This is a genomic window from Acidiferrobacterales bacterium (genome assembly GCA_028820695.1).
Taxonomy (GTDB): domain Bacteria; phylum Pseudomonadota; class Gammaproteobacteria; order Arenicellales; family JAJDZL01; genus JAJDZL01.
The window spans coordinates 37,262-63,365 of the sequence record JAPPIB010000055.1; the positions used below are offsets into that span (position 1 = coordinate 37,262).

General features: G+C 52.5%; 24 protein-coding genes and 1 pseudogene. 11 read left to right on the forward strand and 14 right to left on the reverse strand.

Translation table 11 applies throughout. The annotated features are described in order from the left end of the window. Positions 1-387 precede the first annotated feature (387 nt). The 3 genes from OXI60_10910 to OXI60_10920 are packed head-to-tail and all read left to right on the forward strand — an operon-like array spanning position 388 to position 3,480. Complete coding sequence (locus OXI60_10910) at positions 388-1,551, forward strand: 8-amino-7-oxononanoate synthase (GenBank protein MDE0310318.1); 1,164 nt, start codon at positions 388-390, stop codon at positions 1,549-1,551. A 4-nt stretch (positions 1,552-1,555) separates the two neighbouring features. After that, on the forward strand, positions 1,556-2,215 hold the full coding sequence (bioD, locus tag OXI60_10915; GenBank protein MDE0310319.1) for a dethiobiotin synthase: 660 nt from the start codon (positions 1,556-1,558) through the stop codon (positions 2,213-2,215). Beyond that, entirely contained in the window at positions 2,212-3,480 is a 1,269-nt protein-coding gene (locus OXI60_10920) for an adenosylmethionine--8-amino-7-oxononanoate transaminase (protein MDE0310320.1), read from the forward strand. Before bioD ends, OXI60_10920 begins: the two co-directional genes overlap by 4 nt. Here OXI60_10920 and OXI60_10925 read toward each other — a convergent pair. After that, positions 3,463-4,158 (reverse strand): hypothetical protein, encoded by a 696-nt coding sequence (locus OXI60_10925; GenBank protein ID MDE0310321.1) that lies wholly within the window; start codon positions 4,156-4,158, stop codon positions 3,463-3,465. The two genes, OXI60_10920 and OXI60_10925, sit on opposite strands and share 18 nt — an antisense overlap. A gap of 65 nt (positions 4,159-4,223) precedes the next feature. Continuing rightward, a pseudogene (gene bioB, locus OXI60_10930) lies at positions 4,224-5,165 on the reverse strand (biotin synthase BioB). A 188-nt stretch (positions 5,166-5,353) separates the two neighbouring features. Between bioB and OXI60_10935 the strand changes: the two are divergent. Next, positions 5,354-7,714, forward strand: a complete 2,361-nt coding sequence (locus OXI60_10935; GenBank protein MDE0310322.1) for a xanthine dehydrogenase family protein molybdopterin-binding subunit — start codon at positions 5,354-5,356, stop codon at positions 7,712-7,714. Here OXI60_10935 and OXI60_10940 read toward each other — a convergent pair. The 4 genes from OXI60_10940 to OXI60_10955 all read right to left on the reverse strand — a co-directional run bounded on the left by OXI60_10940 (position 7,678) and on the right by OXI60_10955 (position 13,438). Beyond that, positions 7,678-8,262 carry an SIS domain-containing protein gene (locus OXI60_10940; protein ID MDE0310323.1) on the reverse strand — a complete coding sequence of 195 codons (585 nt, stop codon included), beginning with the start codon at positions 8,260-8,262 and terminating at the stop codon, positions 7,678-7,680. The two genes, OXI60_10935 and OXI60_10940, sit on opposite strands and share 37 nt — an antisense overlap. A gap of 219 nt (positions 8,263-8,481) precedes the next feature. After that, positions 8,482-11,145, reverse strand: a complete 2,664-nt coding sequence (locus OXI60_10945) for a TRAP transporter large permease subunit (protein MDE0310324.1) — start codon at positions 11,143-11,145, stop codon at positions 8,482-8,484. 3 nt (positions 11,146-11,148) lie between these two features. Further along, a complete protein-coding gene (locus OXI60_10950) occupies positions 11,149-12,201 on the reverse strand; it encodes a TRAP transporter small permease subunit (GenBank protein ID MDE0310325.1) in 1,053 nt (350 codons plus the stop codon). Positions 12,202-12,346: 145 nt separating this feature from the next. Next, entirely contained in the window at positions 12,347-13,438 is a 1,092-nt protein-coding gene (locus tag OXI60_10955) for a TRAP transporter substrate-binding protein (GenBank protein MDE0310326.1), read from the reverse strand. A 495-nt stretch (positions 13,439-13,933) separates the two neighbouring features. Here OXI60_10955 and trxA point away from each other — a divergent pair, with 495 nt between their 5' ends. The 4 genes from trxA to prmB all read left to right on the forward strand — a co-directional run bounded on the left by trxA (position 13,934) and on the right by prmB (position 17,026). Continuing rightward, a complete protein-coding gene (gene trxA / locus OXI60_10960) occupies positions 13,934-14,266 on the forward strand; it encodes a thioredoxin TrxA (protein ID MDE0310327.1) in 333 nt (110 codons plus the stop codon). 183 nt (positions 14,267-14,449) lie between these two features. Continuing rightward, positions 14,450-15,712 carry a transcription termination factor Rho gene (rho, locus tag OXI60_10965; GenBank protein ID MDE0310328.1) on the forward strand — a complete coding sequence of 421 codons (1,263 nt, stop codon included), beginning with the start codon at positions 14,450-14,452 and terminating at the stop codon, positions 15,710-15,712. A 149-nt stretch (positions 15,713-15,861) separates the two neighbouring features. Then, positions 15,862-16,062 (forward strand): 50S ribosomal protein L31, encoded by a 201-nt coding sequence (rpmE, locus tag OXI60_10970; protein MDE0310329.1) that lies wholly within the window; start codon positions 15,862-15,864, stop codon positions 16,060-16,062. Positions 16,063-16,117: 55 nt separating this feature from the next. Beyond that, positions 16,118-17,026 carry a 50S ribosomal protein L3 N(5)-glutamine methyltransferase gene (gene prmB, locus OXI60_10975; GenBank protein MDE0310330.1) on the forward strand — a complete coding sequence of 303 codons (909 nt, stop codon included), beginning with the start codon at positions 16,118-16,120 and terminating at the stop codon, positions 17,024-17,026. Between the two features lie 13 nt (positions 17,027-17,039). On the opposite strand, the gene OXI60_10980 is transcribed toward prmB, so the two are convergent. From OXI60_10980 to OXI60_11005, 6 genes are all read right to left on the reverse strand, one after another. Next, a complete protein-coding gene (locus OXI60_10980) occupies positions 17,040-17,210 on the reverse strand; it encodes a rubredoxin (GenBank protein MDE0310331.1) in 171 nt (56 codons plus the stop codon). A 92-nt stretch (positions 17,211-17,302) separates the two neighbouring features. Beyond that, complete coding sequence (gene phaR, locus OXI60_10985) at positions 17,303-17,770, reverse strand: polyhydroxyalkanoate synthesis repressor PhaR (GenBank protein MDE0310332.1); 468 nt, start codon at positions 17,768-17,770, stop codon at positions 17,303-17,305. A 7-nt stretch (positions 17,771-17,777) separates the two neighbouring features. Beyond that, a complete protein-coding gene (gene phbB, locus OXI60_10990) occupies positions 17,778-18,503 on the reverse strand; it encodes an acetoacetyl-CoA reductase (protein ID MDE0310333.1) in 726 nt (241 codons plus the stop codon). Positions 18,504-18,594: 91 nt separating this feature from the next. After that, positions 18,595-19,065, reverse strand: a complete 471-nt coding sequence (locus OXI60_10995; GenBank protein MDE0310334.1) for a peroxiredoxin — start codon at positions 19,063-19,065, stop codon at positions 18,595-18,597. A gap of 202 nt (positions 19,066-19,267) precedes the next feature. Further along, on the reverse strand, positions 19,268-19,450 hold the full coding sequence (locus tag OXI60_11000) for a hypothetical protein (GenBank protein MDE0310335.1): 183 nt from the start codon (positions 19,448-19,450) through the stop codon (positions 19,268-19,270). A 74-nt stretch (positions 19,451-19,524) separates the two neighbouring features. Next, a complete protein-coding gene (locus OXI60_11005) occupies positions 19,525-19,821 on the reverse strand; it encodes a hypothetical protein (protein ID MDE0310336.1) in 297 nt (98 codons plus the stop codon). 337 nt (positions 19,822-20,158) lie between these two features. Here OXI60_11005 and OXI60_11010 point away from each other — a divergent pair, with 337 nt between their 5' ends. The 3 genes from OXI60_11010 (at position 20,159) to phaC (ending at position 23,467) form a co-directional block, all read left to right on the forward strand. After that, positions 20,159-21,241, forward strand: coding sequence for a hypothetical protein (locus tag OXI60_11010; protein MDE0310337.1), 1,083 nt, complete (start codon positions 20,159-20,161; stop codon positions 21,239-21,241). A gap of 348 nt (positions 21,242-21,589) precedes the next feature. After that, complete coding sequence (locus OXI60_11015) at positions 21,590-22,402, forward strand: hypothetical protein (GenBank protein ID MDE0310338.1); 813 nt, start codon at positions 21,590-21,592, stop codon at positions 22,400-22,402. A gap of 9 nt (positions 22,403-22,411) precedes the next feature. Further along, a complete protein-coding gene (gene phaC / locus OXI60_11020; GenBank protein MDE0310339.1) occupies positions 22,412-23,467 on the forward strand; it encodes a class III poly(R)-hydroxyalkanoic acid synthase subunit PhaC in 1,056 nt (351 codons plus the stop codon). Between the two features lie 16 nt (positions 23,468-23,483). Here the strand turns inward: phaC and OXI60_11025 are convergent, their stop codons facing one another. Both OXI60_11025 and argS read right to left on the reverse strand, forming a co-directional pair. Beyond that, entirely contained in the window at positions 23,484-24,125 is a 642-nt protein-coding gene (locus tag OXI60_11025; GenBank protein MDE0310340.1) for an SPOR domain-containing protein, read from the reverse strand. A 232-nt stretch (positions 24,126-24,357) separates the two neighbouring features. Then, the gene (gene argS / locus OXI60_11030; protein MDE0310341.1) at positions 24,358-26,091 is read right to left on the reverse strand and encodes an arginine--tRNA ligase; all 1,734 of its coding nucleotides are present in this window, start codon (positions 26,089-26,091) and stop codon (positions 24,358-24,360) included. Positions 26,092-26,104 lie beyond the last annotated feature (13 nt).

Sequence of the window (26,104 nt, forward strand, 5' to 3'; positions counted from 1 at the left end):
ATCAACATCCAGAGTGCTGGATGCAGCTGAGTCAATTTGGATGAGTCACTTGAATCGACCGGAAACACGTCTCAAAATCGGCAATCATGGCGCTGCTCCAATCAAGATCAGAGGAACTGCAGGCACGCCCCGTCCCTGACGAATGACATTCAACAGGTCTTGATCGACGCAATGGGAGAGCAATCACGGTTGAGTTCAGTTTTGCACACTCGAAAGAACGGTTCGATAACTTACTTTGATGGTCATTGTAAAATTCAAATTCACTGGCATGCTGAGAGATCCCGATTCCCAATGTGATGAAAATAAACCGGGGCATGTACATGAATACAAGAATTCAACTGCAATGACAACATATCGTGTTACTCATATTTATCGCCGGGCAAGGTGATGCTGACACGTCTCCTTGACCGATACAGCGCCGAAATCGATCGTCTTGAGCAATCCAACCTAAGGCGCGAACTTGCAACGATCGGCGGCTTGGACTTCACCTCCAATGACTTTCTTGGACTGAACCGCGCCGAACCCATCCGGCTGGCGATGCAACAGGCGCTCAATGACGGGGTTTCCCTGGGTGCGGGCGGCTCGCGTCTTCTTCGCGGAAACCACCTTGAGCACCAGCGACTCGAATCGCAAGCGGCCAGACTGTTCGGTAGTGAGAAAACGCTATTCCTGTCCAGTGGTTACACTGCGAATTTCGCACTGTTTACGACGCTGCCCGAAAAGCAGGACCTCGTTGTCTATGATGCGCTGTCGCATGCCAGCATCCGTGAAGGGGTGTTCACCACGCGGGCCAAGAGCGTCAAGGCCCGTCATAATGACCCGGACGCGGTTGAGCGTGCGATTGTCAACTGGCGCAAATACAGTGCTCCATCGGCAGTTGCATGGATCGCGGTAGAGAGCCTGTACAGCATGGACGGCGATCGAGCGCCACTTAAGGAGCTGATCTCGGTCGCGGAGCGCTGCGATGCGATGCTGGTAGTCGACGAGGCGCATGCCACCGGAGTATTTGGCACGCACGGTCTCGGATTGACGGAACCCTACCAGGGTTACAACAACCTGATCGTGCTTCATACATGCGGAAAGGCGCTGGGTGCGGCCGGGGCGCTGGTCTGTGCGTCGTCTGAGATCATTGATTTTCTTGTCAACCGGTGCCGTCCGTTCATCTATTCGACCGCACCGCCGCCAATCATTGCGATTGCGGTGGGAACATCGCTCACACTGCTGACGACGCAGCCGGAACGACGACAGAAACTGCATCGGTTGATCGAAACCGCGAATCACGAACTTGAGCGGCTGTTCGGAATCACTGGCAGCGGCTCGCAGATCATTCCATTTGTGATCGGTGAAGAGGCGCCCACCCGACAGGTGGCCCGAGAATTGCAGGATGCAGGATTTGACGTGCGGGCCATTCGGCCGCCGACCGTACCGTCGGGAACATCGCGACTTCGCATCTCGATCACACTGAACGTTACCGAACAAGACATCTGCAAGATGCTGCAAACCCTTCGCAAGATCATGGATCGACTTAAAGTCGAGCCAAAACCAATTTGAGACGATGACACACGCAACGCACAGCAATGCTCGCGGATTGTTGGTCACCGGTACCGATACCGGTATCGGCAAGACCGTAGTCAGCGCCATGCTGGTGGACGCCATCGACGGCGCCTACTTCAAGCCGGTTCAGGCCGGGCTCGATGAGGAGACCGATACCGAGTTTGTACAACGTGTCACAGGCCTGACACCCAATCGGATCATTGCCGAGGCCTATCGTCTGAATACACCGGCCTCCCCGCACCTTGCGGCAGCCATCGATGGCGTCGAGATCGACACCAGCCGATTGACATTGCCGCAGACATCATGCCCGCTTGTTGTTGAGGGCGCCGGCGGTGTCATGGTACCGTTGACTGCACAGGTGCCATACATTGAGATGTTTCGACGCTGGCAGTTGCCCACCATCGTCTGCGCACGCACCTCGCTTGGGACCATCAACCATACGTTGCTGACCATCGAGTCGCTGCGGCGCTGGTCAATCGATGTACACGGCGTGGTTTTCGTCGGAGACCCGCATCAGGAAAATGAGGCGATCATTCCGAAAATGGGCGAGGTCGCAAGACTTGGCCGGCTCCCATTCCTGGAATCACTCGATATCGAATCGCTTCGTACTGCTTTTGCGCAAAACTTCGACATTGAACAGTTTACGAGGGTTCTCACATGACAGAATCTGCATCACCAATCTGGCATCCCTTCACGCAACATGCCCTATTTCCAGACTTTGTGGAGATCGAGCGTGCCGAGGGTGCGTATCTGTATACCGCGGACGGCCGGCAGATCATTGATGCCATCTCGTCGTGGTGGGTGATTACACACGGTCACTGTCATCCGACGATGCAGGATGCCGCTCGACGCCAGATCGAACGGCTGGACCAGGTGATCTTTGCCGGTTACACCCACGAGCCGGCGGAGGAGACCGGACGTCTGCTTGAAGAACTGACACCCGACGGTCTGGATTATGTGTTCTTCTCGGACAGCGGTTCAACAGCAGTCGAGGTCGCGTTGAAAATGGCGTTGGGGTACTGGCACCATCTGGGGTCTGACCGTCAACGGGTACTCGTTCTGGAACACAGCTACCACGGCGACACCATCGGCACCATGTCGGTCGGGGAACGCGGTGTATTCAACCAGCCATACGACCCCTTGCTGTTTTCGGTTGAGCGCATCCCGTTTCCGGCCGAAGGCGAAGAGCAGAAAACCATTGACGCGCTTGAGCGCAGTTGTCGCAACAAGCCTGATGTCGCGGCGCTCATCGCGGAGCCATTGGTTCTCGGAGCGGGTGGCATGCTCATGTATGGGACACAGACCCTCGCCGAAATGAAGCGCGTCTGCGAAAGATATGACGTTCTGTTCATCGCCGATGAGGTGATGACTGCCTGGGGAAGAACCGGTTCATTGTTCGCATGCGATCAGGCGGGCGTTGTGCCTGACATCGCATGCTATTCGAAAGGCATCACGGGTGGCTTTCTGCCGTTGGCCGTAACCATGTGCCATGAACGTGTCTTCCAGGCACACTACTCCACCGACCGTCGCCGGACGTTCTATCATTCGAGTTCATATACGGCGAACCCGATTGCATGCGCGGTTGCCGCCGCCAACCTCAAGATGTGGAAACAACCCGACGTGCTAGACCGCGTAAGCCGGGTCGCGGAAATGCAGAAACTCAAGTTATCGCAGCTGGAGGGCTCGCCGTGGCTGACGTCCCTGCGACGTCGTGGAACAATCGCGGCCATGGATGTACGGGTGCCCGACCGCGGTTACCTGTCAGAAATCGGTACCGAATTGTATCTGAGGTTCCAGAAAAGCGGGGTCCTGTTGCGACCGCTGGGCAATACGATTTACGTACTGCCTCCGTACTGCGTCACGCTGGATGATCTCGACAGGATCTACGAAATAATTTCGGATACGGTGTCAGGCTTGCTGGAGTAGCAGACTGTTTGCGGCTGATTCGAGGACGGGCTGATCCAGCAGTTTCTCGATTGAACCCAGCAGCCGTACGTAGAGCGACCGTTCCTGAACCCACAGTCGGCGTATCGTCCTGCGGTTGTAGTGTCCGTCACCATCCAGTCGCCTTGCCATGCTATAAAGGTGCCCCTGCTCCTCGGCCAGCAAACGCTCGAGAGAGATATCAAAGGTGTTGCGATCAAGCGCTTTCTGCAACAGGGAATACGCCCACACGGCACGGAACTCGATCACCAGCGACATATAAAGATAAATCGTCCGGTAATTGGCACTGCGTCCGAACATCCGTACCATACCGGCTTCCAGCCGATTGAAGTAGGCTCGGGCTGATGCCGGCGCCAGCAGCGCGTCGGCCGAGTAGTCGATTTGCTGTTCGCATACACGCTCGGCATGCCGCTTGAAGAAAACTGCGTGACCGGTCTCTTCATTGAGGTGTCGCAATGTCGGGTAGTCCATTGCAGACGCGTGTTGAGTTGCCATGATCTTGTAACTGCCGATGTGTTCCATGTACGACAGCGTGTTCAGAAACAGAACCGCGTTGTGCTCGTTTTCACACAGGCTCACGAATACCGACATGCTCCAATCGGTAAGATCCTCATTGCTGAGGGCAAACTCACTGACCAGTTCGTTAACAGCGACTGTCATGACGCAACTTCTCTGTCAGCTGTCTCAATGAGGGCGGGTGGGTGGCTCGGCTTCGGCAACATGTCCTCGAGTCCCAGCTTGGCGAATAGCGCCTCATCGCGGTTGTATTCGACATTGTCGGTGGTCAGCAATCTGTCGCCAACGAATATCGAGTTTGCGCCGGCAAAGAAACAAAGTGCCTGGAGTTCTTCCGACATTGACCTGCGGCCGGCTGACAGCCGCAACATGGACCCGGGCAACATGATTCTCGCGACCGCGACGGTGCGGACGAACTCTATCGGTTCAAGTTGCTGTGCTTCAGCCAATGGTGTGCCTGGAATCGGCACCAGCATGTTGATGGGGACGCTTTCCGGCGGATGCTCCATGTTTGCCAGCACGGCCAGCATGCTGCCTCGATCCTGCTGGGATTCACCCATGCCCAGTATTCCTCCACAACAGACCTTCATTCCTGCCTCGCGCACATAGCCGATCGTCTGCAATCGGTCGTCGAATGTCCGGGTGGTGATAATCTGATCGTAGAATTCCGGTGATGTATCAACATTGTGGTTATAGAAGTCGAGGCCGGCCTGCTTGAGTCTGATCGCCTGATCGCGGTTGAGCAGACCCAGTGTCATACAGGTTTCAAGACCGAGCGACTTGACTTCCGAGATCATCGCACACAGGCTTTCCATATGACTGGGTTTGGGGCCTCTCCACGCTGCTCCCATGCAGTAACGTGTTGCGCCGTCCTCTTTTGCCGCCTTGGCATCGGCGATAACGTCCTCAACCTTCATCAGCTTGCTGGCATCCACTTCCGTCTTGTAGCGAATGGATTGGCTGCAGTACTTGCAGTCCTCAGGACAGCCACCGGTCTTGATATTGACAAGTCTGCTTTTCTGCACCTGATTGGGCGCGAAATTTTTCCGATGGATGGTTTGCGCCTGGTACAGCAGATCGTTGAAAGGCATGGCAAATAGTGCCTCTACCTGCTTGTCGGTCCATGTCTGATTGTTGGCGATCCGGGGCATAGCGACAGCTTGGTTGCGTAACAATGTGGAGTTCGAATGAAACCGGCACAGTCGGTTTCAATGAGGCAATAATATACTACCCTTGCAGCTTGGCCAAATTGCGATTTTTCCGTCGGCAAGGTTGCCTGATCGCGTCAGGCAGTCCCAACTTATTGATTTTCTGTGTACGGCAACTCCTCTGATTGGACATGGACAACCCGAAGAGAACACAACGTGTCGAAGATTTAAGCCTCATTGTCGGACAGGGCAGTTTCGTCGATGATCTGCACGCGAAGGCACTTGGTGTCGGACATGTCGTACGGTCTTCGTATCCGCATGCTGAGATCTTGAATATCGATGTGGAAGTTGCAAGAGCCCTGCCAGGCGTTCAGCTGGTGGTGACTGCGGCCGATCTCGATGACGCGGGCTACGGCGATCTGCCCTGCGTCTCAAACCTCACCAACCGCGACGACAGCCCGATGTACAAACCCCCACGGCCGGTTCTTGCACGGGACCGGCTGCGTTATGTCGGCGAACCAATCGCTTTCGTAGTTGCCGATACCATGCACGAAGCATTGGAAGCAGCGGAGTTGATCGAGGTGGATGTGCGCGAACTTCCAGGCGCCTCAAGTACTGAAAAGGCCCTGCGCGCCGAAACCAGCATATGGGAGGGGGCGCCAGACAACGTCTGTTTTGACTCAAGCCACGGTTCAGAACAGAAAACCGAACAGTTGCTGGAACAGGCTGAACACGTGGTGTCGATCGAGGTGCATCATCCGAGGATGTCGGTCACCCCGATTGAACCTCGGGCGGCACTGGCCGAATATGATGCCGCGGGCGGTCACTACACGCTTCATGTCCAGACCCAGGGTGTGCACATGGTACGACGGGTACTGGCAACAGACGTCATGAAAATTCCGCTGCACAGCCTCAGGGTGATCACCCGCGATGTGGGCGGCAGTTTCGGCATGAAGATTTTTCCCTATCCGGAATATGCACTGGTTCTCTATGCGGCCAAAAAGCTCGGCCGGCCTGTGAAGTGGACTGCGACAAGATCGGAGTCGTTCGTATCAGATGCCCACGGTCGGGCAAGAATCGATCGCGCGCGACTGGGACTGGACGCGGAAGGAAAGTTTCTCGCAATTCAGATCGATGCTGAAGCCGATCTTGGAGCGAGTCTTTCGTATGTCGGTCCTTCGATCGCAGGCCAATATGCGTATACAGTCATGGGGCACAACTACAAGTTCGAGTCAGTGAACTATCGTTGCAAGGGCGTGTTTACCAACGCGACTCCCACCGATGCGTATCGCGGTGCCGGCAAACCGGAGACGATATCCACGGTTGAACAACTGATCGACAAGGCGGCGATCGAACTGGGGATGGACCGTATCGAGCTTCGACGAAATAACTTTGTTCAGCCCGACGAGCTGCCGTATTTGATGCATAACGGTCAGGTGATCGACAGTGGGAACTTCAGCGCCCTGCTCGACCTTGCGCTGGAAAAGTCCGATTGGCATGGTTTTCTCAAGCGACGCAAGAATGCGTCCCAACGCGGCGTGTTGCGCGGCATAGGACTCGGCATGTATATGCATTCCACCGGCGGCTCGAAAGACGAGACGGGCGAGGTCAGACTTTGCCGAGATGGCACGGTTCGTGTCACGACAGGTACGCAATCCGCAGGTCAGGGGCATCAGACCGCGCTTGCGTCATTGGTGGCAGAAGCATTGCAGATTGATCTTTCGCGCATCGAGGTGGTACAGGGCGACACCGATGAGATTTTTTCAGGCGGCGGTACCGGCGGCTCCTCGATGGTTGCGATTGCCGGAGTCACGGTTAGCAAAGCAGCAACCAAGATGCTGGAACAAGCTTGTGAAGCGGCTTCGCACCTGCTTGAGGTTTCGACAGCAGATATTGATTATGACCGCGGCGAATTCGTCATTGCAGGAACAGACCGTCGCGCAAGTCTGGTTGACATTGCACGGTTCATCGAAGAGTCTGGAGACGATCACCCCGGCTGCGTGGGATCGGAATCATTCGAGGGTACCAATACCACTCATCCATGCGGTGCCTATGTAGTCGAGATCGAATGCGATCCGGATACGGGCGTTGTCAGGATCATTCAGGCCGTCGGTGTGGACGACATCGGACGAATTCTGATGCCGGCAATCGCGGACGGCCAGCTCCACGGATCATGGGCCCAGTCGATCGGAACATCACTGATGGAGTGCATGCAGTATGATGAGGATGAGGAAGGACAAGTGCTTTCAGGCTCCCTGATGGACTATCAGCTGCCGCGGGCGGCGGATCTGCCGTTTTTCACGCTTGAGAAGAGCGCGACATTGTGCCGGACCAATCCGCTGGGCGTCAAAGGCGTGGGTGAGGTGGCAAGTCTCGGGGCGCCGGGTGCGTTGGACAATGCGATTTCAGACCTGCTTGGCAACGGTCTGGAGTTTGTATCGCTGGCCGGTCCCGCAACACCCCAGAGAGTCTGGCGGGTGATCCGGGAAATTACCTCACGGCAGCATCCAGGTGATCATTCACTGTTATCGCGGGCGACACGTCCGAGATAACCGCCGTGATGGCGCTGTCCATACTGTTGTCGGGTGATGCCCTTGAGTTCCATCAGGGCCAGCGTGATCGCATCGGCGATCGCATTCATGACGGCGATGCTCGATGATGGCGTCAGGCCCAGCGGACACGGCTCTACGATAGCGCCCATTTCAAGTATCACATCGCTGTGACCTCGAAGTTGAGAGTCCGCATGGGAAGTGATGCCGATCACCTTGCCCAGACCCAGGTGCCTGGCCAGTTGCAGCATTTCGATGACCTCGCGGGTTTTCCCGCTATTGGAAAAGGCGACGATGCAGTCCCCGTCGGCAATTACACCGAGATCGCCGTGTGCGGCCTCGCCTGGATGAAGATATACGGCTGGCGTGCCAGTTGAACAAAGTGTGACGGCAAACTTGTTTGCTATGATTCCCGCCTTGCCCATTCCGGTTGTCAGCACCTTGCCCTCACAAGCATGCAACAGATGAACTGCCGTCTCGTAGTGTGACGATACCTCGATGGACTGAATGGCTGATGCCTCAGCGTCCAGGACGTATCGTATTCGTTGCATGACATCCATTGACTTGGAACCAGCTGTAGATCAGGAATAGGTGAGATTATAGGAAATTATATCGGATAGTCATCAGAATTTGTGTATATAGAAGTTTTTATTAACAATAACTTATATTCATGTTTTTGACAAGCGAGGCTCACTGGGATCGACCCTGCGATAGCCAACCGCCGGATAGACGTGTTGCAAGTGGTATCTGATCAATTCAGCATCTGTCGATCAGAAATGCAGCGAAATATCCCGGTGGTGAGACAGACATGTGGCGACCGATTTGGCCAGCGCGAGCGGCAAGCGTCGTTGCATGCGAACACCAATGCTTTCGCTGATCTCGTCACGGTAGGCACTCAGCGGCTCCATCAACTCGGAACTTGCCTGCTGGCGCCAGTTGAGTTCTTCCAGATAGAGTTCCTTCGCAATCGCGACCTGGGCAAGCGCCTTGTCCCGGTCCGGATTGTCGCCTTTAAGCGCGCGCCTGGCTTTTGACAGCGCTGACTTGATGTGGCTGACACCTTCAAGCTCGGACAATTCGCTTTCCCGCGCCTTGATCATTTCCATTGCGTCAATTGCAGTTTCCCGCTTGACAATCTGTTCGACACTGTTGACAACCTCGGCGGCCTGTTCCAAGGCACCAACCTGCGTCAGCAGGGTGTGAAGGTGCCCGATTGGTTCGTACGACGCATCGGCGCCGCGGCGATACTGGCCGCGGGCAATCTTGTCTGCCTTGGCCAGCTCCTTATATTGATCGTGGCGTGATTGCCAGGTGTCCGAAAGGTTCATTTTGAGTTCAGCCACTTGCGCTTCCAGTTCCTGAATGTGTTGTTCAAGCTTGATGATCTCTTCCTGGGATGGAGCGCCTTGACGCTGGAACCGATCCAGTAAATTGAGTTCGTCTTCAAGTTGGTCTTCCAGCCTGCGCAGGAACCGCTCTTCACGCCGATATTGTTGGTGTTCCGATCTGAACCCTTCGGAATACTCTTCAAGTGCGGCTGCGGCCAGCTGGCTTCGTTCAACATTTTCAAACACGGATGTCGCTTCGTCAAAACTGCTCGTAACCTTGTCCCGCAAGTCTTCCGGCAGCATGGAATAGTCAACACCGCGCATATCGTTGATCAAGGCGGTCAGCGACTGACGGTTGTTCACATAATACGGAAACAGATCCTCTTCCATGCAATACTGTAACTTTGGATTGACCGGGGGCGGCGCGGTCTCTGCGGTGAGATGCGTTCTATTTGGCATGTAGTTGACCAGGCTTGGAAAGTAACCGGCAATCGCGAGGCCCAACAGCTGAAGACCGATGAACGCCACGGCACCCTTGTATATATGCGTCGTCTTGACCGTGCGCGGCGCGACGCCGCGCAAGTAAAACAAGGCGAAGCCGAAAGGAGGTGTTAAAAACGACGTCTGGATATTGAGCCCAACCATCACCCCCAGCCAGACCGCCGTGATGTTGGCCGCCGGGTCGGAAAGCAGGATGGGTGCTACGATCGGAACGACGACCACTGCGATTTCAATGAAGTCAAGGAAGAATCCGAGCAGAAAAATGACCAGCATCACGACCAGGAACTGGGTCCAGAACCCGCCTGGCAGACCGGTCAGGAAGTGGCGTACAAGCTCCTCACCGCCAAATGCCCTGAAAGCCGATGTCAGCATCGCTGCACCGATCAGAATGATGAATACCATCGACGTGGTCTTGGCAGTATCCACCATGACACTGACCAGTGTATTGTTCATCGTGTATGCGCGCCACACGCTCCAAACGAGTGCCGCCACAAACACCGCTACGGCTACGCCGGCGATGAGCACAGCCATCAGTTCCGCTTGGCTGTGGATGCTTTTGATGTTGAGTTTAAAAAACTGCAGCAGAACAACGATGACGGCAATCGACAATACGGCCATGATGGTCGGAGTAAATTGATGGCGATGTCCCTGGGTCAGCCGGTACCCGCCCATGATAATTGCACCCACGGCACCGATGGCACCTGCCTGGTTGACAGTTGCAACGCCTAGAATGATCGATCCCAGAACCACAAAGATCAGTGACAGGGGCGGTATAAGTGACAACGCTATGCCCGTCGCGAATTTCATGTCATATTTACCGTCATAAGGGACGGGTGGCGCGGTTTTTGGTTTCAGCAGGGCAACGATCAGGATGTAGAGCATATAGAGACTGACCAGGATAAGGCCTGGAATCAGGGCGCCCATGAACATGTCGCCGGCGCTGGCGGAGGTAATATCCAGCTCTGTCGGCAGCGAGAACTCCCCGGTCAGTTCCTTGTAATTCGCCTTGCGTGTGGTGCTGGCCTGATCCGCAGCATTGGACAACTGGTCGGCGAGAATGATCAGCACAATAGACGGCGGTATGATTTGCCCGAGTGTACCTGATGCGCAGATCGTGCCTGTAGCCAGTGGCCTGGAGTAGTTGTTTCGCAGCATTGCAGGCAGTGAAATCAGACCCATGGCGATCACCGTGGCACCGAGAATACCGGTGGTTGCGGCCAGCAATGCGCCTACAAATACGACGGAGATTCCGAGTCCGCCGGGAATCGGGCCGAAAAGGCGCGCCATGGAGACCAACAAGTCTTCGGCGATGCGCGAACGTTCCAGCATGATGCCCATAAAGACGAACAGCGGAATAGCAATCAGCGTGTCTCGCTCCACCTCCCAGTACAGGCTTCTAAAGTTGGTAATACCGGCGGTGAGCCATTGGGTTGGCCCATCCTGAGCGAAGTATGCAGAAGGATCGTCGGCAAAGAAATACCCCGAGACAGCTGCAAGTGAAATTGTGAATATGGCCGAGCCTGGCAGCGCGAATGCAACCGGAAAGCCGGAGCTCAGCGCGACGATCATCACAAGAATCAGAATGCACAGGAAAACCAGTTCCATAAATCAGGCGTTTGCTCCTTCCGGCAAGTTTGGCTCGGCTGACTCATCGGATTCGGTTTCTGTCAGTTTCGACATATTCGAGAGAAAAAAGCTCACGAACTGGATGGCCATGGTGACTGCGAATACGATCAGATAGACTGCCATGAAGTACTTGGTATACATGCCGAATCCGCTTTGCGAGATTTCATAGCTCAGCATCGGGCTGATAATGATGCTGCCGCGGCTGTTGGTTCCGAGTATAAGGATGGTCCAACAAAGCGGCAGTCCGAGTATCAGGGATCCAATGGCGTTGCTTGTTGCCTTGCCTCGCTCGGTGAAATTGGTGTAAAACACGTCGACTCGCACATGTCCGTCGTGCATGAGTGTGTACGCACTGGCAAACAAGAACAAACCAGCATACCAGAATCTTACAAGATCACCCTGAAATGCCTGCTCGTAAGAAAATACGAAGCGCGAGACGACGATGACAAACTCAGCGGCAACAATCATCAGCGCCAACCAAATAAAACCGATAGAACGATTGAACAGCGCAACTAGTGCTGCGACACAGATTAACGGATAGTGAATCCAAGTGCCGCGGAAAACTGAACGGCCAAGCTGTGTGGCCAAGTGATCGCCGAAAATGACAGGCAGGAATCCTTCCACCCTCAAAAATGAGATCAGTGCATCCGTGAATCCAATCAGAAAGATCGACCAGAATGCTAGACGTGTGAAATAAGCAGCCAACGCGTCATAAAGTTCGGCATCGCTGTTCAAGTCCCGGTCAGGGGTGCGAAAAACCCACAAAACCGCCAAGACCAGCAGTGCCGCAGTAAATAGAAACTGAATCCAGCCGGTTACCAAGACAAGTCCTTCGATAGCCTTGAACTTATCGTCTTGGGCCAGGATCCCAAGGTGTGCAAGAAACCGACTGATGCCCGGCCAGTCAGTCCAATAGATGAAGAAGTTGTCGATGAGAAACAGCAATACCGCTGCAACCATTACGACAGATAAAGAACGTATAAGTCGCGGATGGCGGGCAGCGGTTTCCAGAAATCGGAACGGAGCAATTCGCATAAGAATCCCGTTTCGGCGCGGGTCTTCGCTTGTGCAATATGAGTACAGGCTGTAAAACTGGAAAACGGGACCCTAAGGCCCCGCTTTCCCAGAAACATAAAGACCTGCTAGATAAATTCCGGTCAGGTTTCGCAATAATTTGCGGTTAGACTCCGGTGACCCGATTGCGTTGACTCAGGTACTCCTGATCAGCAATTTTTTGCCAGCCACCGATATCGGACCGTGCACGCAGGAAGCTTTCATGAACTCGTCGGGCGAGGTCACTGTGTTCCACAGTTTCCGCAAACACCTCTTCTGCAGCTTCGCCGAAAGAGTCGTAGATGTCGTCGTTGAACTTGCGCAACTCTACACCCTGCTCATTGACCAGTTTCGTCAGAGATGCGCCGTTATTGGCGTTGAACTCGGCCATCATCACATCATTTTCCATTGATGCGGCTGCGTCAATCATGGTTTTATCGGATTTGGAGAGACTTTCCCAAAAATCCTTGTTGATGCCAGCGGCCAACATGGAGCCCGGCTCATGCATACCAGGATAATAGTAGTATTTGGCTGCTTCATAGAACTTCATCGCTGCATCATTCCATGGCCCGACCCACTCGGTGGCGTCAATTGCACCGGAAATCAGGTTTTCGTAGATTTGGCCACCGGGCAACGAGACCGGCGAGGCACCGAGTTTCGCCAAAACGTCCCCACCAAGACCCGGAATACGCATTTTGAGACCCTTGAAGTCATCAGCGCTTTCCATCTCCTTTCGGAACCAACCGCCCATTTGCACGCCGGTATTTCCGCACATCAGATTCTTCAGGCCGTATTCTCCAGCCAGTTCGTCCCATAGTTCCTGCCCACCCCCAAATCGGATCCAGGCATTCATCTCGGTATAAGTCAACCCGAATGGAACCGCTGTGAAATACGCCCATGCAGGGTGTTTACCTTTCCAGTAGTAGTCCGCGGCGTGATAAATCTGTGCGTTGCCGGAGGCTACCTCGTCAAAAGAGTCAAAGGCACCCACACGTTCCCCGGCGGAGAAATAATCAACTTGAAATCTGCCATCACTGATGTCAATCAGCCGTTGGGCAAATCTTTGCGCGCCAGTACCGAGACCCGGGAAGTCTCTGGCCCACGTAGATACGACAACAATTGAGACTCGCTCCTGCGCAATTGCAGGTGCGGCCAGTGTGGAGACACCTGCAGCAGCGGCAGCAAGCGCACTGCCTTTCAATAAATCACGGCGTTTCATTTTGTGATCCTCCTCATAAAGAAATACATGAACAACGTTTGCATTGTAATCGATAGTAATTGAAGGGTTAAAAAATTCTCACGGGTTATCTGTCGACCCGGTTATGGTTCTGTCACGTTTTCATTGATTATCCTCGCGCTCAGTCCAACACTAGAAATTCAAGTTTCTCAGCTCGTGGTTCAACGACCTCGGTGACACAGGATGCTGAGGCTGATCGAACTGTCGCCGCAGCGAAGCCTGGTTTGGGAATTATTGTCGCCGAGTTGCAAATTCGTGCGAGATTCAGTTCCTGACTGAATCAACGTCGTTTCTGCAAAGTAAACATAAAAGATACAACCATTTATATGACGAACGATTCGATTTTTCGTAAATTTTGAGTAACGTCGGAAGACTTTTAATTAAAAAAAATACTTGCATTAATTTCATTTTCGTCAATAATGCTTATCCCTGCTCCAGAATAAAGTCCTGTTCGGTCCGCGATAGAAATCTCGAATAATGTCAGATTCAATAGTACACATCAGCGACACCTCATTTGATGAGGATGTCATCAATTCATCCATCCCTGTAATTGTCGATTACTGGGCGGAGTGGTGCGGTCCATGCAAAATGGTCGCGCCGATTCTGGAGGAGGTTGCGGTCGAATATGCCGGGTCGCTGAAGGTGGCCAAACTTAATATTGACGACAATCCACTCACACCGCCGAAATATGGGATTCGCGGAATCCCGACACTGATGATTTTCAAGAATGGTGCGGTAGAGGCTACGAAAGTCGGTGCCGTCTCAAAATCTCAACTGACAGCGTTCATTGACGGAGCGATTAACAATTGATCAAAGAAAGGTTATAATTTCCGCCGCCAATTTAGAATTCCTAAATTCCAGCGGGTCGCAATCGACCACCAGTCTCTTCTCTGACATCTAAGTTACCTACTACTCACAAACACATTCTTAATTCTCGGCAGCGCCTGCTGCCATCTCACCTATTGTGTTATCACAGAGGCATTTTCTATGGGAATCAGCTTAACCGAGCTAAAATCAAAATCACCAACTGAGTTGGTCGAAATCGCACGCAATGCGAACATCAACGGTGTGGGCCGGATGCGAAAGCAGGATCAAATTTTTGCCATCCTGAAGGCTGAGGCTCGAAGTGGCGGCAACATTACCGGCGAAGGCGTAATGGAAGCGCTCCAGGATGGATTTGGTTTTCTTCGATCACCATCAAGTTCCTATCTTGCGGGACCTGATGACATCTATGTATCGCCCAGTCAGATCCGGCGATTCAACCTGCGAACCGGAGACTCGGTATCCGGACTGGTCCGACCGCCCAAGGACTCGGAACGATATTTTGCGTTACTCAAGGTCGAGAAGATCAACAATGAGCATCTGGACAAGGTCAAGGACAAGGTTCTGTTTGAGAACCTCACTCCGCTGCATCCGGATGCCCGCATGCGACTCGAATTGGGCAATGGCAGTACGGAAGACTTGACCGCGAGGATTATCGATCTTGTAGCGCCGATCGGAAAGGGTCAGCGCGGACTGATTGTTTCGGCACCGAAGACGGGGAAGACCGTCATGCTGCAGCAGATCGCCCATTCAATCACCGCCAACAATCCGGAAGTGGAGCTGATCGTGCTGCTGATCGATGAGCGCCCGGAAGAAGTAACCGAAATGCAGCGTTCGGTCCGCGGAGAGGTTGTCTCATCGACTTTCGACGAACCCGCCTCACGACACATACAGGTGGCTGAGATGGTAATCGAAAAAGCCAAGCGTCTGGTTGAGCACAAGCGTGACGTAGTCATTCTTCTCGACTCGATCACACGACTCGCACGAGCGTACAACACTGTGGCCCCGGCTTCGGGTAAAGTGCTCACGGGTGGTGTTGATTCAAGTGCCCTGCAACGACCGAAGCGTTTTTTCGGTGCGGCAAGGAATGTCGAAGAGGGCGGAAGCATTACGATTCTCGCTACGGCGTTAATCGAAACCGGTTCAAAAATGGATGAAGTAATCTATGAGGAGTTCAAGGGCACCGGCAATATGGAGATTCACCTTGATCGCCGTATCGCTGAAAAGCGGGTCTACCCCTCGATCATCATTGCGAAGTCCGGAACACGTCGGGAGGAGTTGCTCACAGAGCCAACTGAGCTGAAAATGATCTGGGCGATTCGTCGACTGTTGCATTCGCATGACGATATCGAAGCGATCGAGCTGCTGCTGGAGAGGCTTCGTGCAACAAAGACCAACGCGGAGTTCTTTGCTTCGATGAAACGAGCATCCTGACGGGCCAATTGAGCTGTCAGGATTTTACGACCGGGAAGAATTCGATCTGGTAACATATTGTCTCCTGTAATTCCGGTCAATGAGTCTTACGGCCTGGACAATATTTTTCGGGCACTGATCGAAAAACCCAAACCAAGTATGTGAACCCCATGAAACAAGGCATTCACCCTGATTACTCGACCATCAAGGTCACCTGCGTCTGCGGGAACAGTTTCGAGACAAGATCGACCTTGAAAAAGGACCTGAACATCGAAATCTGTTCCGTCTGTCATCCCTTCTATACCGGCAAGCAGAAGATTATCGACACCGCCGGTCGAGTTGGACGATTCAAGGAGAAGTACGGACTCTGAGAGTTCTTCCTGTCATCGGCGAGTCTGGACCAGACTGTGATGACGCTCACGTATTGTGCCTGGCACACAACCCACCACAATTTCAGATCATGTCGAATGGGCGCTCGCGCGTCTTGAGCAATCTGACTCGTTCTTCGGGCATGGTTGCGACAACGCCCGTGATGAGGCCATCTGGGTGACATTGCATGTGACCGGCCTGATTGATCACGAATACGAAGACGTCTGTCATAAAAAAGTAAGCCGTGAGCACAGTTCTGCGATTCAGGCACTGATCCATGCCAGAATCAACTTGAGAAAGCCGCTTGCCTATCTGATTCGAGAGGCATGGTTCGCAGGACATGCGTTTTACATCGACGAACGCGTCATCGTGCCAAGATCACATTTCGGAGACCTGATTCAAGACGGTTTCGCCCCCTGGATCAGCCCGCAGTCCGTGCGCCATGTATTGGACCTGTGTACCGGCAGCGGGTGTATCGGCATCGCGATGGCTTTGAAATACCCGGATGTGATTGTCGATGCAGTTGATATCGACCCTGATGCGCTTGATGTGGCCCGGATCAATGTCTCGCGCTTTGGCGTCGACAAGCGGGTGCGGCTGGTCGAGAGTGACCTTTTTGAACGTCTTGAGAGGAATCGTTACGACCTGATCGTATGTAACCCGCCTTATGTCAGCAGTACTGACGCCGACGATCTGCCAGCGGAATACCACCACGAGCCGCGACTGGCACTGGAAGCGGCAGATGAGGGTCTGAAAATCGTAAAGAAGATACTTTGCCAAGCGATTCGGCACCTGTCCGACAACGGGCACTTGCTGATTGAGCTTGGCGGATCGGCACAGACTCTGGAGTCACAGTTCCCGGACATTCCGTTCTTGTGGCTGACTTCAAGAAGCGGCGAGTCGGTTGTATTGTTGATCAGTGCCGAGCAACTGAAGGTGTACGAGTCCAGATTCAGTCGGAACTGAAGCTGGAACGCGGTTAGATCTCGATCATTTCGAAATCTTCTTTCACGGCGGAACAATCCGGGCACACCCAGGAATCCGGAATGTCTTCCCAACGTGTTCCGGGCTCGATTCCCTCTTCCGGCATGCCGAACTCCTCCTCATAGAGGAAACCGCACACCACGCACATATATACCTTGTAGTCCATCGAAGGTCAGATTCGCCCTCAGATTCGTTTTGCTCAGGCTGATAGTCAGGATCGAAGGATCCGACCACTCAAGCAGGCGGCGGAAAGATGTATCACTTGTCCTTGTCAGTTGGCGGAATGCCGTACATGTTCAGCATCTGCTGCTGCATGTCGGTCCAAAGTTTGAAATTCTTCTGTGTCATTTCGCTGACTGAAGACATGCCACTTGCGCTCAGCAGTTCGTTCAACTGGTCCTGATAGGCCTGCTGCTGGCCATTGACGATTGAAACGGTCTTGCTCAGATAGTCCGTAAATACACTCTGAAACGCGCCGCCATAAAACCGAATCATCTGACTGAGAATTTCGGTCGTGAACATAGGGTGCCCCCCGAGTTCCTGTTCAGCGATCACCTGAAGCAGAACCTGTCTGGTAATATCATCACCTGATGTGACATCAGTTACCGCGAACTCAACACCGTCCAGCACCAGCTGACGCACCTCCGACAGGTTCACATATTTCTTTTCTACAGTGTCATAAAGACGTCTGTTCGAATATTTCTTGATGACTCTTGGTTCGTCCATGGCATGCTCAATACATATGCTGTCCGCCGTTGATGTCGATGGTCGACCCGGTAATGAACGATGCCTCCTTATCGACCAGAAACAGCACGCCCCTCGCAATATCCTCGGCGCGCCCCAGTCTCCCGACCGGAATCGTCTGAATAATCTTCTCAAGCACCCGTTCGGGAACCGCGCGCACCATGTCTGTGTCGACGTATCCTGGTGCAATTGCGTTGACCGTAATGCCTTTGCCGGCACCTTCCTTGGCGAGTGCCTTGGTGAATCCGTGAATACCGGATTTGGATGCTGAATAGTTGACCTGGCCATATTGGCCGGCTTGGCCGTTGATCGAGCCTATGTTGACGATTCGTCCGAATCCTCGCTCGCGCATCCCTTCAATCACACAGCGGCACATGTTGAAACAGGACGAAAGATTCGTCTGCAACACCTCATTCCACTGATCAAAATCCATCGAATGAAGCGTTTTGTCCCGGGTGATACCGGCGTTGTTGACAACGATGTCAATATTGCCGAGATCTTCAGTAATCTTTGCAACGCCCGCCTGGCACTGCCCAAAGTCGCTTACGTCGAACTGATAGGTTGGAATTCCGGTTCTTTCGCTGAATGCGTGTGCGCGTTCAACATTGCCGGCATAGTTCGCCGCAACGTTGAATCCTGCCCCAGACAGCGCGATCGAAACCGCTTCACCGATACCTCTGGTACCGCCTGTAACGACGGCAACTTGTGAATTCATATAGTCGTCCTTGATGTCAAGTTAAAAGTGATATTTTACCACTGCCGCGGCATGCTCAGCTCCCGCCAGACGTTGTCGAAGGTCAAGCCGGTCAGGCCATCTGAGATAATACTTCCAACACTCTTGCGGGATGAGCCGACGCTTTCGGAACCCGTTTCCAATGGTGAGCGATCCTGCCTTCGCGGTCAACGATCACTGTTGATCGGATCACGCCGATTGTCTTTATGCCATACATATTTTTCTCACCGTACGCACCATATTCGCTCATGACCTTGTGTTGCGGATCACAGAGCAGGGTAAATGGCAAATTGTACTTGTCAACAAACTTGGCGTGGGATTCGGCATCGTCCGGTGATACCCCGATCACTTCGGTACCAGTGTCTCGAATGTCATCCCACAGATCCCTGAAACCACATGCCTCCTTCGTGCAACCGGGTGTGTTGTCACGCGGATAGAAAAAGATTACAACGTTGTTACCTCGCAAGTCAGAAAGTGACACATCAGCACCGTCAGTCGACTTCAACGTAAAGTCCGGTGCGTTCTGCCCTATTGTTACAGTCATCGTTCATCTCCAATTGTTTGTGATCAACTGAGTGTCAATTGGGAAAATCCAAGAGAAAACCCGAACCGGCACAGATTCGTCAAATTGTATTACGCCAGCCACACTATGGGAATCAATCAGTTTTTTCGTATTGCGTCGGGTACGGGTTAGAAAAATTCTTGGCAATGATGTGAACAGTCACAAAAAATTCTTGGTGACCAGATTACCGGTTTACGAAACCAATTAAATCTTTTTGGCGCGGCCGGCAGCGTATCAGGTTGCCTTCGTGCAACCCGCGAATTTCTCTTTCCACATAGCGAATGACCTCTTCACGATCGTTCTCCGGAATTCCCGCTTCCACAGCCATCCTATCGATATCTTCCTGACAAATCGCTTTCAATTCCAAAACGCAATGCTGCACTGCGAACAAAAACGCGATAGGTGAGTGCGGCCTTACCAACAAGAACCTCAAATTCCTCTTCAATCGCATAAGGGGAATCGAGAGGCTGGCAGCTTGAGCGGGCCCATTCTGACAGGCATTTTCCTTAATCTGCCGGCCATAGATGGGTCTATGAGAAGACCATCTGCAAGCAGGGCGTGAATGTTGAATATATCCCGTTGATTGATCGAGATATCTGCCAAGTCATCAACAACATACTTTATGGCTTCCTGGTGATTGAGGATCATTATGGCTTCCCTTCGATCTCTATCAGGCGCTTCTTGCCCGAAGCGAATTAAACGTTCCGATTCAAGAATGTTATAGGTGTTTCCTTCCATCCGAGATGACGCCCACGACAGATCTACAAGTATTCTGCGGCATGATGAAGCGGCAAAAGACTAACACAAAATTGGTGTTTTCGTGTCCAACGATTTAGGATGGCAAGACAGTGCGACCCGCACATCGATGGTTGGCGATCGGGAACCCGAGTCAGCAAGGTTGGGCGAAAGATACTAAAACACTTGACAAGAGAAAGTGAAAACTTATTCAATAGAAACCGAAGCCTGACGATGAGGCATGAGCTCGAGAGTCCAAACAAAGTCAGAGTGAGTTCTGACAGACACGAGTTGGTCGTTTTAGGTCCGAAAGTTTCAATTCTAACGTTGGTGGCAGATTATGGATTCTTTAGCAACACTCATTAACGGCGTCAAACAAAATTTGATTACTTCAGTCAACGCGTACCCGAGCGAAGCGTCGGTTAGTGTACAGATTGTCATTCCTGTCTTGACCCACCTTGGCTGGGATACTACTGATCCAAACGTAGTGGTTCCTGAATATTCAGTCAACAATCGTAGGGTGGATTATGCGCTGATTGTTCCTAAAGTCAGTGCGAATCCCAGATGTATCATTGAGGTGAAGGCTCTTGGAAAAGTTGATGCGGATCAGCAGTTGTTCGAATACGCATTTCATACCGGAGTAGCACTTGCATTCTTAACTGATGGCAGAGAATGGAGGGTTTACTTACCGATTGAGCCCGGCAGCTATCAGGAACGCTTGGTTAGAACTTTTGATTTTGCCGGCGGCGACGAAAATCAAATAGCCAATGATCTTCGTGAACTTTTGTCGTATGACAACGTAGCGTCTGGCAAGTCAATTGAAATTGCAAAAAACATCAAAGAGAAAATTCAAAATCGCAACCTCGCAAGATCCAAAATTAGCGAAGCCTGGGGAAATTTGACGTCTGGCGAAGAAGCAATATTTGTTGAATTTCTTATAGAGGAAACTTCGCGAATATGCGGGTTTGCCCCTGAACAACAAGATGTAATTCAATTTTTTGAGAATTTGAGGTCACCTTCTCAACCCACTTCACACGAACCACGCGTAAAACTATCTGGTGATAAATCAACGCGGACATCCACCTTCAAAGGAAAAATTACTTACTGCCTATTCGGAGAAGAATATACCGAGCCCAATTACGGATCAGCATATGTGAAAATAATGGAAGTCTTGGCTCCGCGCTTATCAACTCAAGAGTTGAAAAGTTTAAATTTCTTTTATGAACGAAAGGCGGATATGCCGATATCAATGGTTAATCGTGCTCGCCCTGTTCGAAGTGGAAGTTGGTGGATAAGCACACATTCGAATACCAAAACAAAATTCCGGCATATCAAAATAGTGTGCAATGAATTATCTGTCAAATTTCAATCTGAGGAAGGAGTCCTATTGCCTGATCCGAATCAATCGAAAAGTCGTTCCTAAGCAAAATTCTGACGTTTTGCAATCGAAGGCGGCTTACACTAACAATATCCGGAGCAGATTCGGTGCGCTCGTCTTGCTGATATAGTGGTGATGTAGCAGTCGGAAAGGTTGCTCCTTTTCGCAACTGAGTTCGCCAGGTCATTCTCAGTCGAACCAATCAACTATGTAGACAGCCATGGGCAACTATATTCACTCCAAACTTCGGAAAGCATCCACCGTTGAGTTAAACAGAGCCATTGTGAATCATCATGGGAAGGATTGTGCGGTCGAACCAACCGACACGATTTCAAAAACCTGATCACCATGTTTAATCCTTGGGCAACACAAAACCCCACCGACATCTACTCAATGTGGACTAAAGCGTGGTCAAACGCATCGCCGGCTTCTCCGGTCTACGCGCAAATGCACGAGCTTGGCAACTTCTTCCGCTCTGTGTTTGAGGCTGGGCAGAGTCCATCCGACCAAGCTGCCAGACAACGGCAGATGGAACAGATGATGAGGCAGTTCACCATCAACCCGATCCCGCCAAACTTCCCGCCCATGATTGATGTCTCGAACTACAACCCCTGGCAGCAGTTCTTCGACCAAGGCAAGACGCTGATGCGCCCAACGTCGTTGGGCAGTCAACCGCCCGCTCTTGGAATCGGGCGAGAATACCAGGAAGACTGGACTGAGTTATTGCGGCTGCAGCACGAATATGGATCCGCGTTGCGGGAGTTCACAGCAATGTTCGATAAATTCACAATCAGTGCCAGCGAACGCTTCATTGAGTCGATTTCGGACATGGACGAAAACATGGGATTCGAGGATGTCTGTCGACAGTGGATTGACTGTTGTGACAGTGAATTTCTGAAAGTCGCCGGCACTGAGGACTTTTGTGTGGCGTATGGCAATCTGATCGACGCCAGCATGCGACTGCTTCGTCATGGAACCAAAATGCAGGAACAGTTGGCCACTATGGCGGGACAACCCACGAGAACCGAATTGGATGACCTTCATCTGAAAAATTCGCAATCCACTGCGGAAATTGAGCAACTCAACCTTAAAGTTCAAGATCTGGAAAGACGTCTGAAGAGCGTGCAGGCCTCTCAACGCAAAAAGACATCGAGAGCGTCGAGCACACCGAAGCGGCCCTCTACCCGAAGCAAGAAGACGAAATAGCAAAAACCAATGCAGAATTTCGAAAAAATTATCGAGGAATCAGTGCAGTTCCAAACACGGCTTGCACAAGGCGCGCAGGTCGCGGCCGGACTCGGTGAGATTTGTGTGGGCTCGACACCCAAGGAACTGGTCGATCAGGTTGGCGGTTTGCGCCTGTATCGCTATCAGCCCTTTTCGGACACAGCGACAACCGCCAGTCCCTTGCTGATTATCTACGCTCTGGTTAATCGACCATATATTGTTGATCTTCATGAACAGCGATCGCTGGTACAAGGACTGCTCGCGGAGGGTATTGACCTGTATCTCATTGACTGGGGATATCCCGGGCCCGGCGACCGTCTTTTGAATCTCCAGCAGTATGTTTCTGTATTGATCGATCGGTGTGTAGACCGAACACTGCAAAACTCAGGCGCAAAGCAGGTGAATCTTCTCGGCATATGTCAGGGCGGCACCATGAGTCTTTGCTACTCGGCCCTCCAACCGCGCAAAGTGCGAAATCTGGTCACGATGGTTACACCCGTTGACTTCCACACTTCAGACAATATGCTCGCGCACTGGTTTCGCGAGATTGATGTCGACCTTTTGGTTGACACGATGGGCAACGTTCCGGGAACACTTCTGAACAGCATTTTCCTATCGTTGAGACCCTACAAACTGGGTGTTGAGAAATACCTGGATTTTGTGAAGATTTCCGACGATCCAGAAAAGGTGGAGAACTTCATGCGGATGGAAAAATGGATATTCGACAGCCCCGATCAAGCGGGCGAGATGTTCCGCGACTTTCTCAAGAACTTTTTTCACGAGAACAGGCTGGTAACCGGAGGATTATCGATCGGCGGCCTGCCTGTTGATATGAAGTCTGTATCGCAACCATTGCTGAACATCTTCGCCAAACAGGATCATCTGGTTCCACCCGCCTCGTCGCAGGCGTTGAAATATCTAACCGGATCGAAAGACTGTTCCGAACTCGCCTACGATACAGGACACATAGGGATTTACGTCAGTGCCAAAGCCGGGCGCGACATTCCACAGAGAATGGCAAATTGGCTTCGCGAGCGGGCCTGACGCAGGTCTGGCCAAATCAGTTCTTGATTCGGAACTTGATTGATGGAAATCCGATGCTGTCCAGAAATTCGGCGGCTTCGTGCAATACATTCAACTGGTCAAAGGGACCAAGTCGAACTCGGTAGAAGTCTCCCCGATCCTCGACAGTCACCTTCTGGATAAATGCCTGCTGGCCGCTCAGGGCAAGTTTTGCCTTGACCGCATCCGCATCCTCGAAGTTATTGAAGGAGCCGACTTGCAGTACATATTCGGAGCCTTCAGGTTCTGGCGGCAGCTGGACAGTTTGTTCCGGCTGCGTATTCTCACTTTCAGTATCTTCGGGCTGGGACACCTCGGCTGTCTGCTGTTTCAGTTCTGGAGCAACGACCTGGGGCAACACGTACTCATCTTCCAACAGAAACTGGTGATAGCCGAATTGAAGCTTTGATTGGGCGTCGGCTGTCGACTCTTCCTTTGTACCTTGCGACTCGGTCACACTGTCACTTTCTTCAACCCGGTCGAGCAGGCTCGCGATGCCGGCCCCGATATTCAAAGGTCTGTCTTCCATTGCGCCCATCGTCAGCACGGTGGATATCACACCGACTAGGATTCCCAGAATGAACAGGCCGAATCCTGACGACTTTCGCCGGTTGGTTTTTTTGTTCCGCTTACGCGACATCGTGAATTATCCTATCGAGCGGTTGGTCGGTATGCCTGTATCCTGATCTGACCGGTGAACGCCGGCCTGTTGCCAATGGATTTGCGCTGAGATAATGAGTTTGCGTTGGCTGCACTGCGGTGTCGGGACTCGATAACTGCCTCAATGGAGACTGCTCCATTACCACTTGCATCGCTGGGAAACTATATATCATTGGGCGGTAAGTGTCAACTATTTATATTTTATCAATAACTTACATTGATGTGGGCGCGGACACCCCAATGATATCAAGACCGTTCGCAAGCACCTGCCGAACTGAATCAATCAAGTCAAGCCGCGCACAACGCAATGCGTCCGCACAGTCGAGAATTCTCTCCTTGTTATAAAAGGAGTGAAAGTCAGTTGCAACGTCCCTCAGATAATACGCAACCTGGTGTGGTTCATAGTCGTTCGCAGCGCTGTGGACCACGTCTGGAAAACGCGAAAGGCGTCGAAGCAGATCCAATTCCGAATCCTCTGTCAGCAGGGAATGGTCGCCGTCGGTTCGATTGAGACCGCGCTCGTGCAACTGTCGCACGACGCTGCAGATTCTTGCATGGGCGTACTGAACGTAATAGACCGGGTTCTCGCCGGTTTGCCGTTTTGCGAGTTCAAGGTCGAAATCAAGATGCTGCTCGGACTTGCGCAGGATATAGAAAAATCGCGCCGCATCCCGACCGGTTTCCTCAATCAGTTCCTTCAGCGACACAAACTCTCCGGTTCGTGTCGACATCGACGCCTTGACAGAGTCGCGATAAAGCGTTGCAAATTGAACCAGCAGGATCTGAAGCCGCTGTGGATCCTCGCCACAGGCCTCCATCGCCGCTTTCATCCGGGTGACATAGCCGTGATGATCGGCACCCCAGATATTGATCACAAGATCATAATCCCGTCTCAACTTATCCAGGTGATAGGCAATGTCGGATGCGAAGTAAGTGAGATCGCCGTTCGCCCGAACCACCACCCGGTCTTTCTCATCGCCGAATCCACTGGAACGGAACCAGGTTGCGCCGTCCGCCTCGTAAAGAAAACCGCGCTCCCGCAATTGTCTGATCGCACGCTCTACATCACCGTGCTTCGACACCTGGCTTTCAAAAAACCACCGGTCGTGCTGAACTCCGAAACGCGTGAGATCGGACCGAATCATCTCCATCATGTCTGCGAGAACATCGTCGCGCAACTGAAAGTAGGCGTTCTCTCCCAAAAATTGTCTGGTGCAGCTGATCAACTCGGTCAGGACAGCATCCCCGTCTTCGAGTTGAACATCGAACCGGGCACAGTCCGAACACACAAGCGAAGCGTGCTGCCGGACTTTGAGATTCTGAGCGCTTTCAATGATGTATTCACCCTGGTAGGCGTTATCCGGAAGTTTGACATCAAGGTTATGGAGCTGCAGATAACGGATCCAGACGCTTACACACAGGATATCCATTTGTCGGCCGAGATCATTCACATAGTATTCGGTATCCACGTGGTGGCCAGCCGCCCGCAACAACCGTGCGAGCGCATCGCCGAAGGCTGCTCCGCGACCGTGTCCGACATGCAGCGGACCGTTCGGGTTGGCGGAGACGAACTCAAGCAGGATACGGCCGGCTGTGCCAGGTGATGACTTGCCGAAATCGTCACCGCGTTTGAGTATTTCGCCGACCAAGCCTGTCAGGGCCTGTTTCGCGATGAAGAAATTTATGAACCCGGGGCCGGCAATTTCGGTCCGTTCCAGAAATTGCGCCGACGGGAGGCTGGCCTGTATTCTTTCCGCCAGCTCACGCGGCTTCATACCGCTTGCACGCGCCATGCTCATTGCCACGCCGGTTGCGTAATCGCCTTGACCGGCACGACGTGACGCCTCGACCGGACAATGCTCGGGAACAGCTTCAGCCGACAGTTCTCCCGATGCCGCAAGATGTTCAATGGATTGCGCGAGCAGGTCCTGTATTTTCGCTTTCATGCAGTTTGGAGAC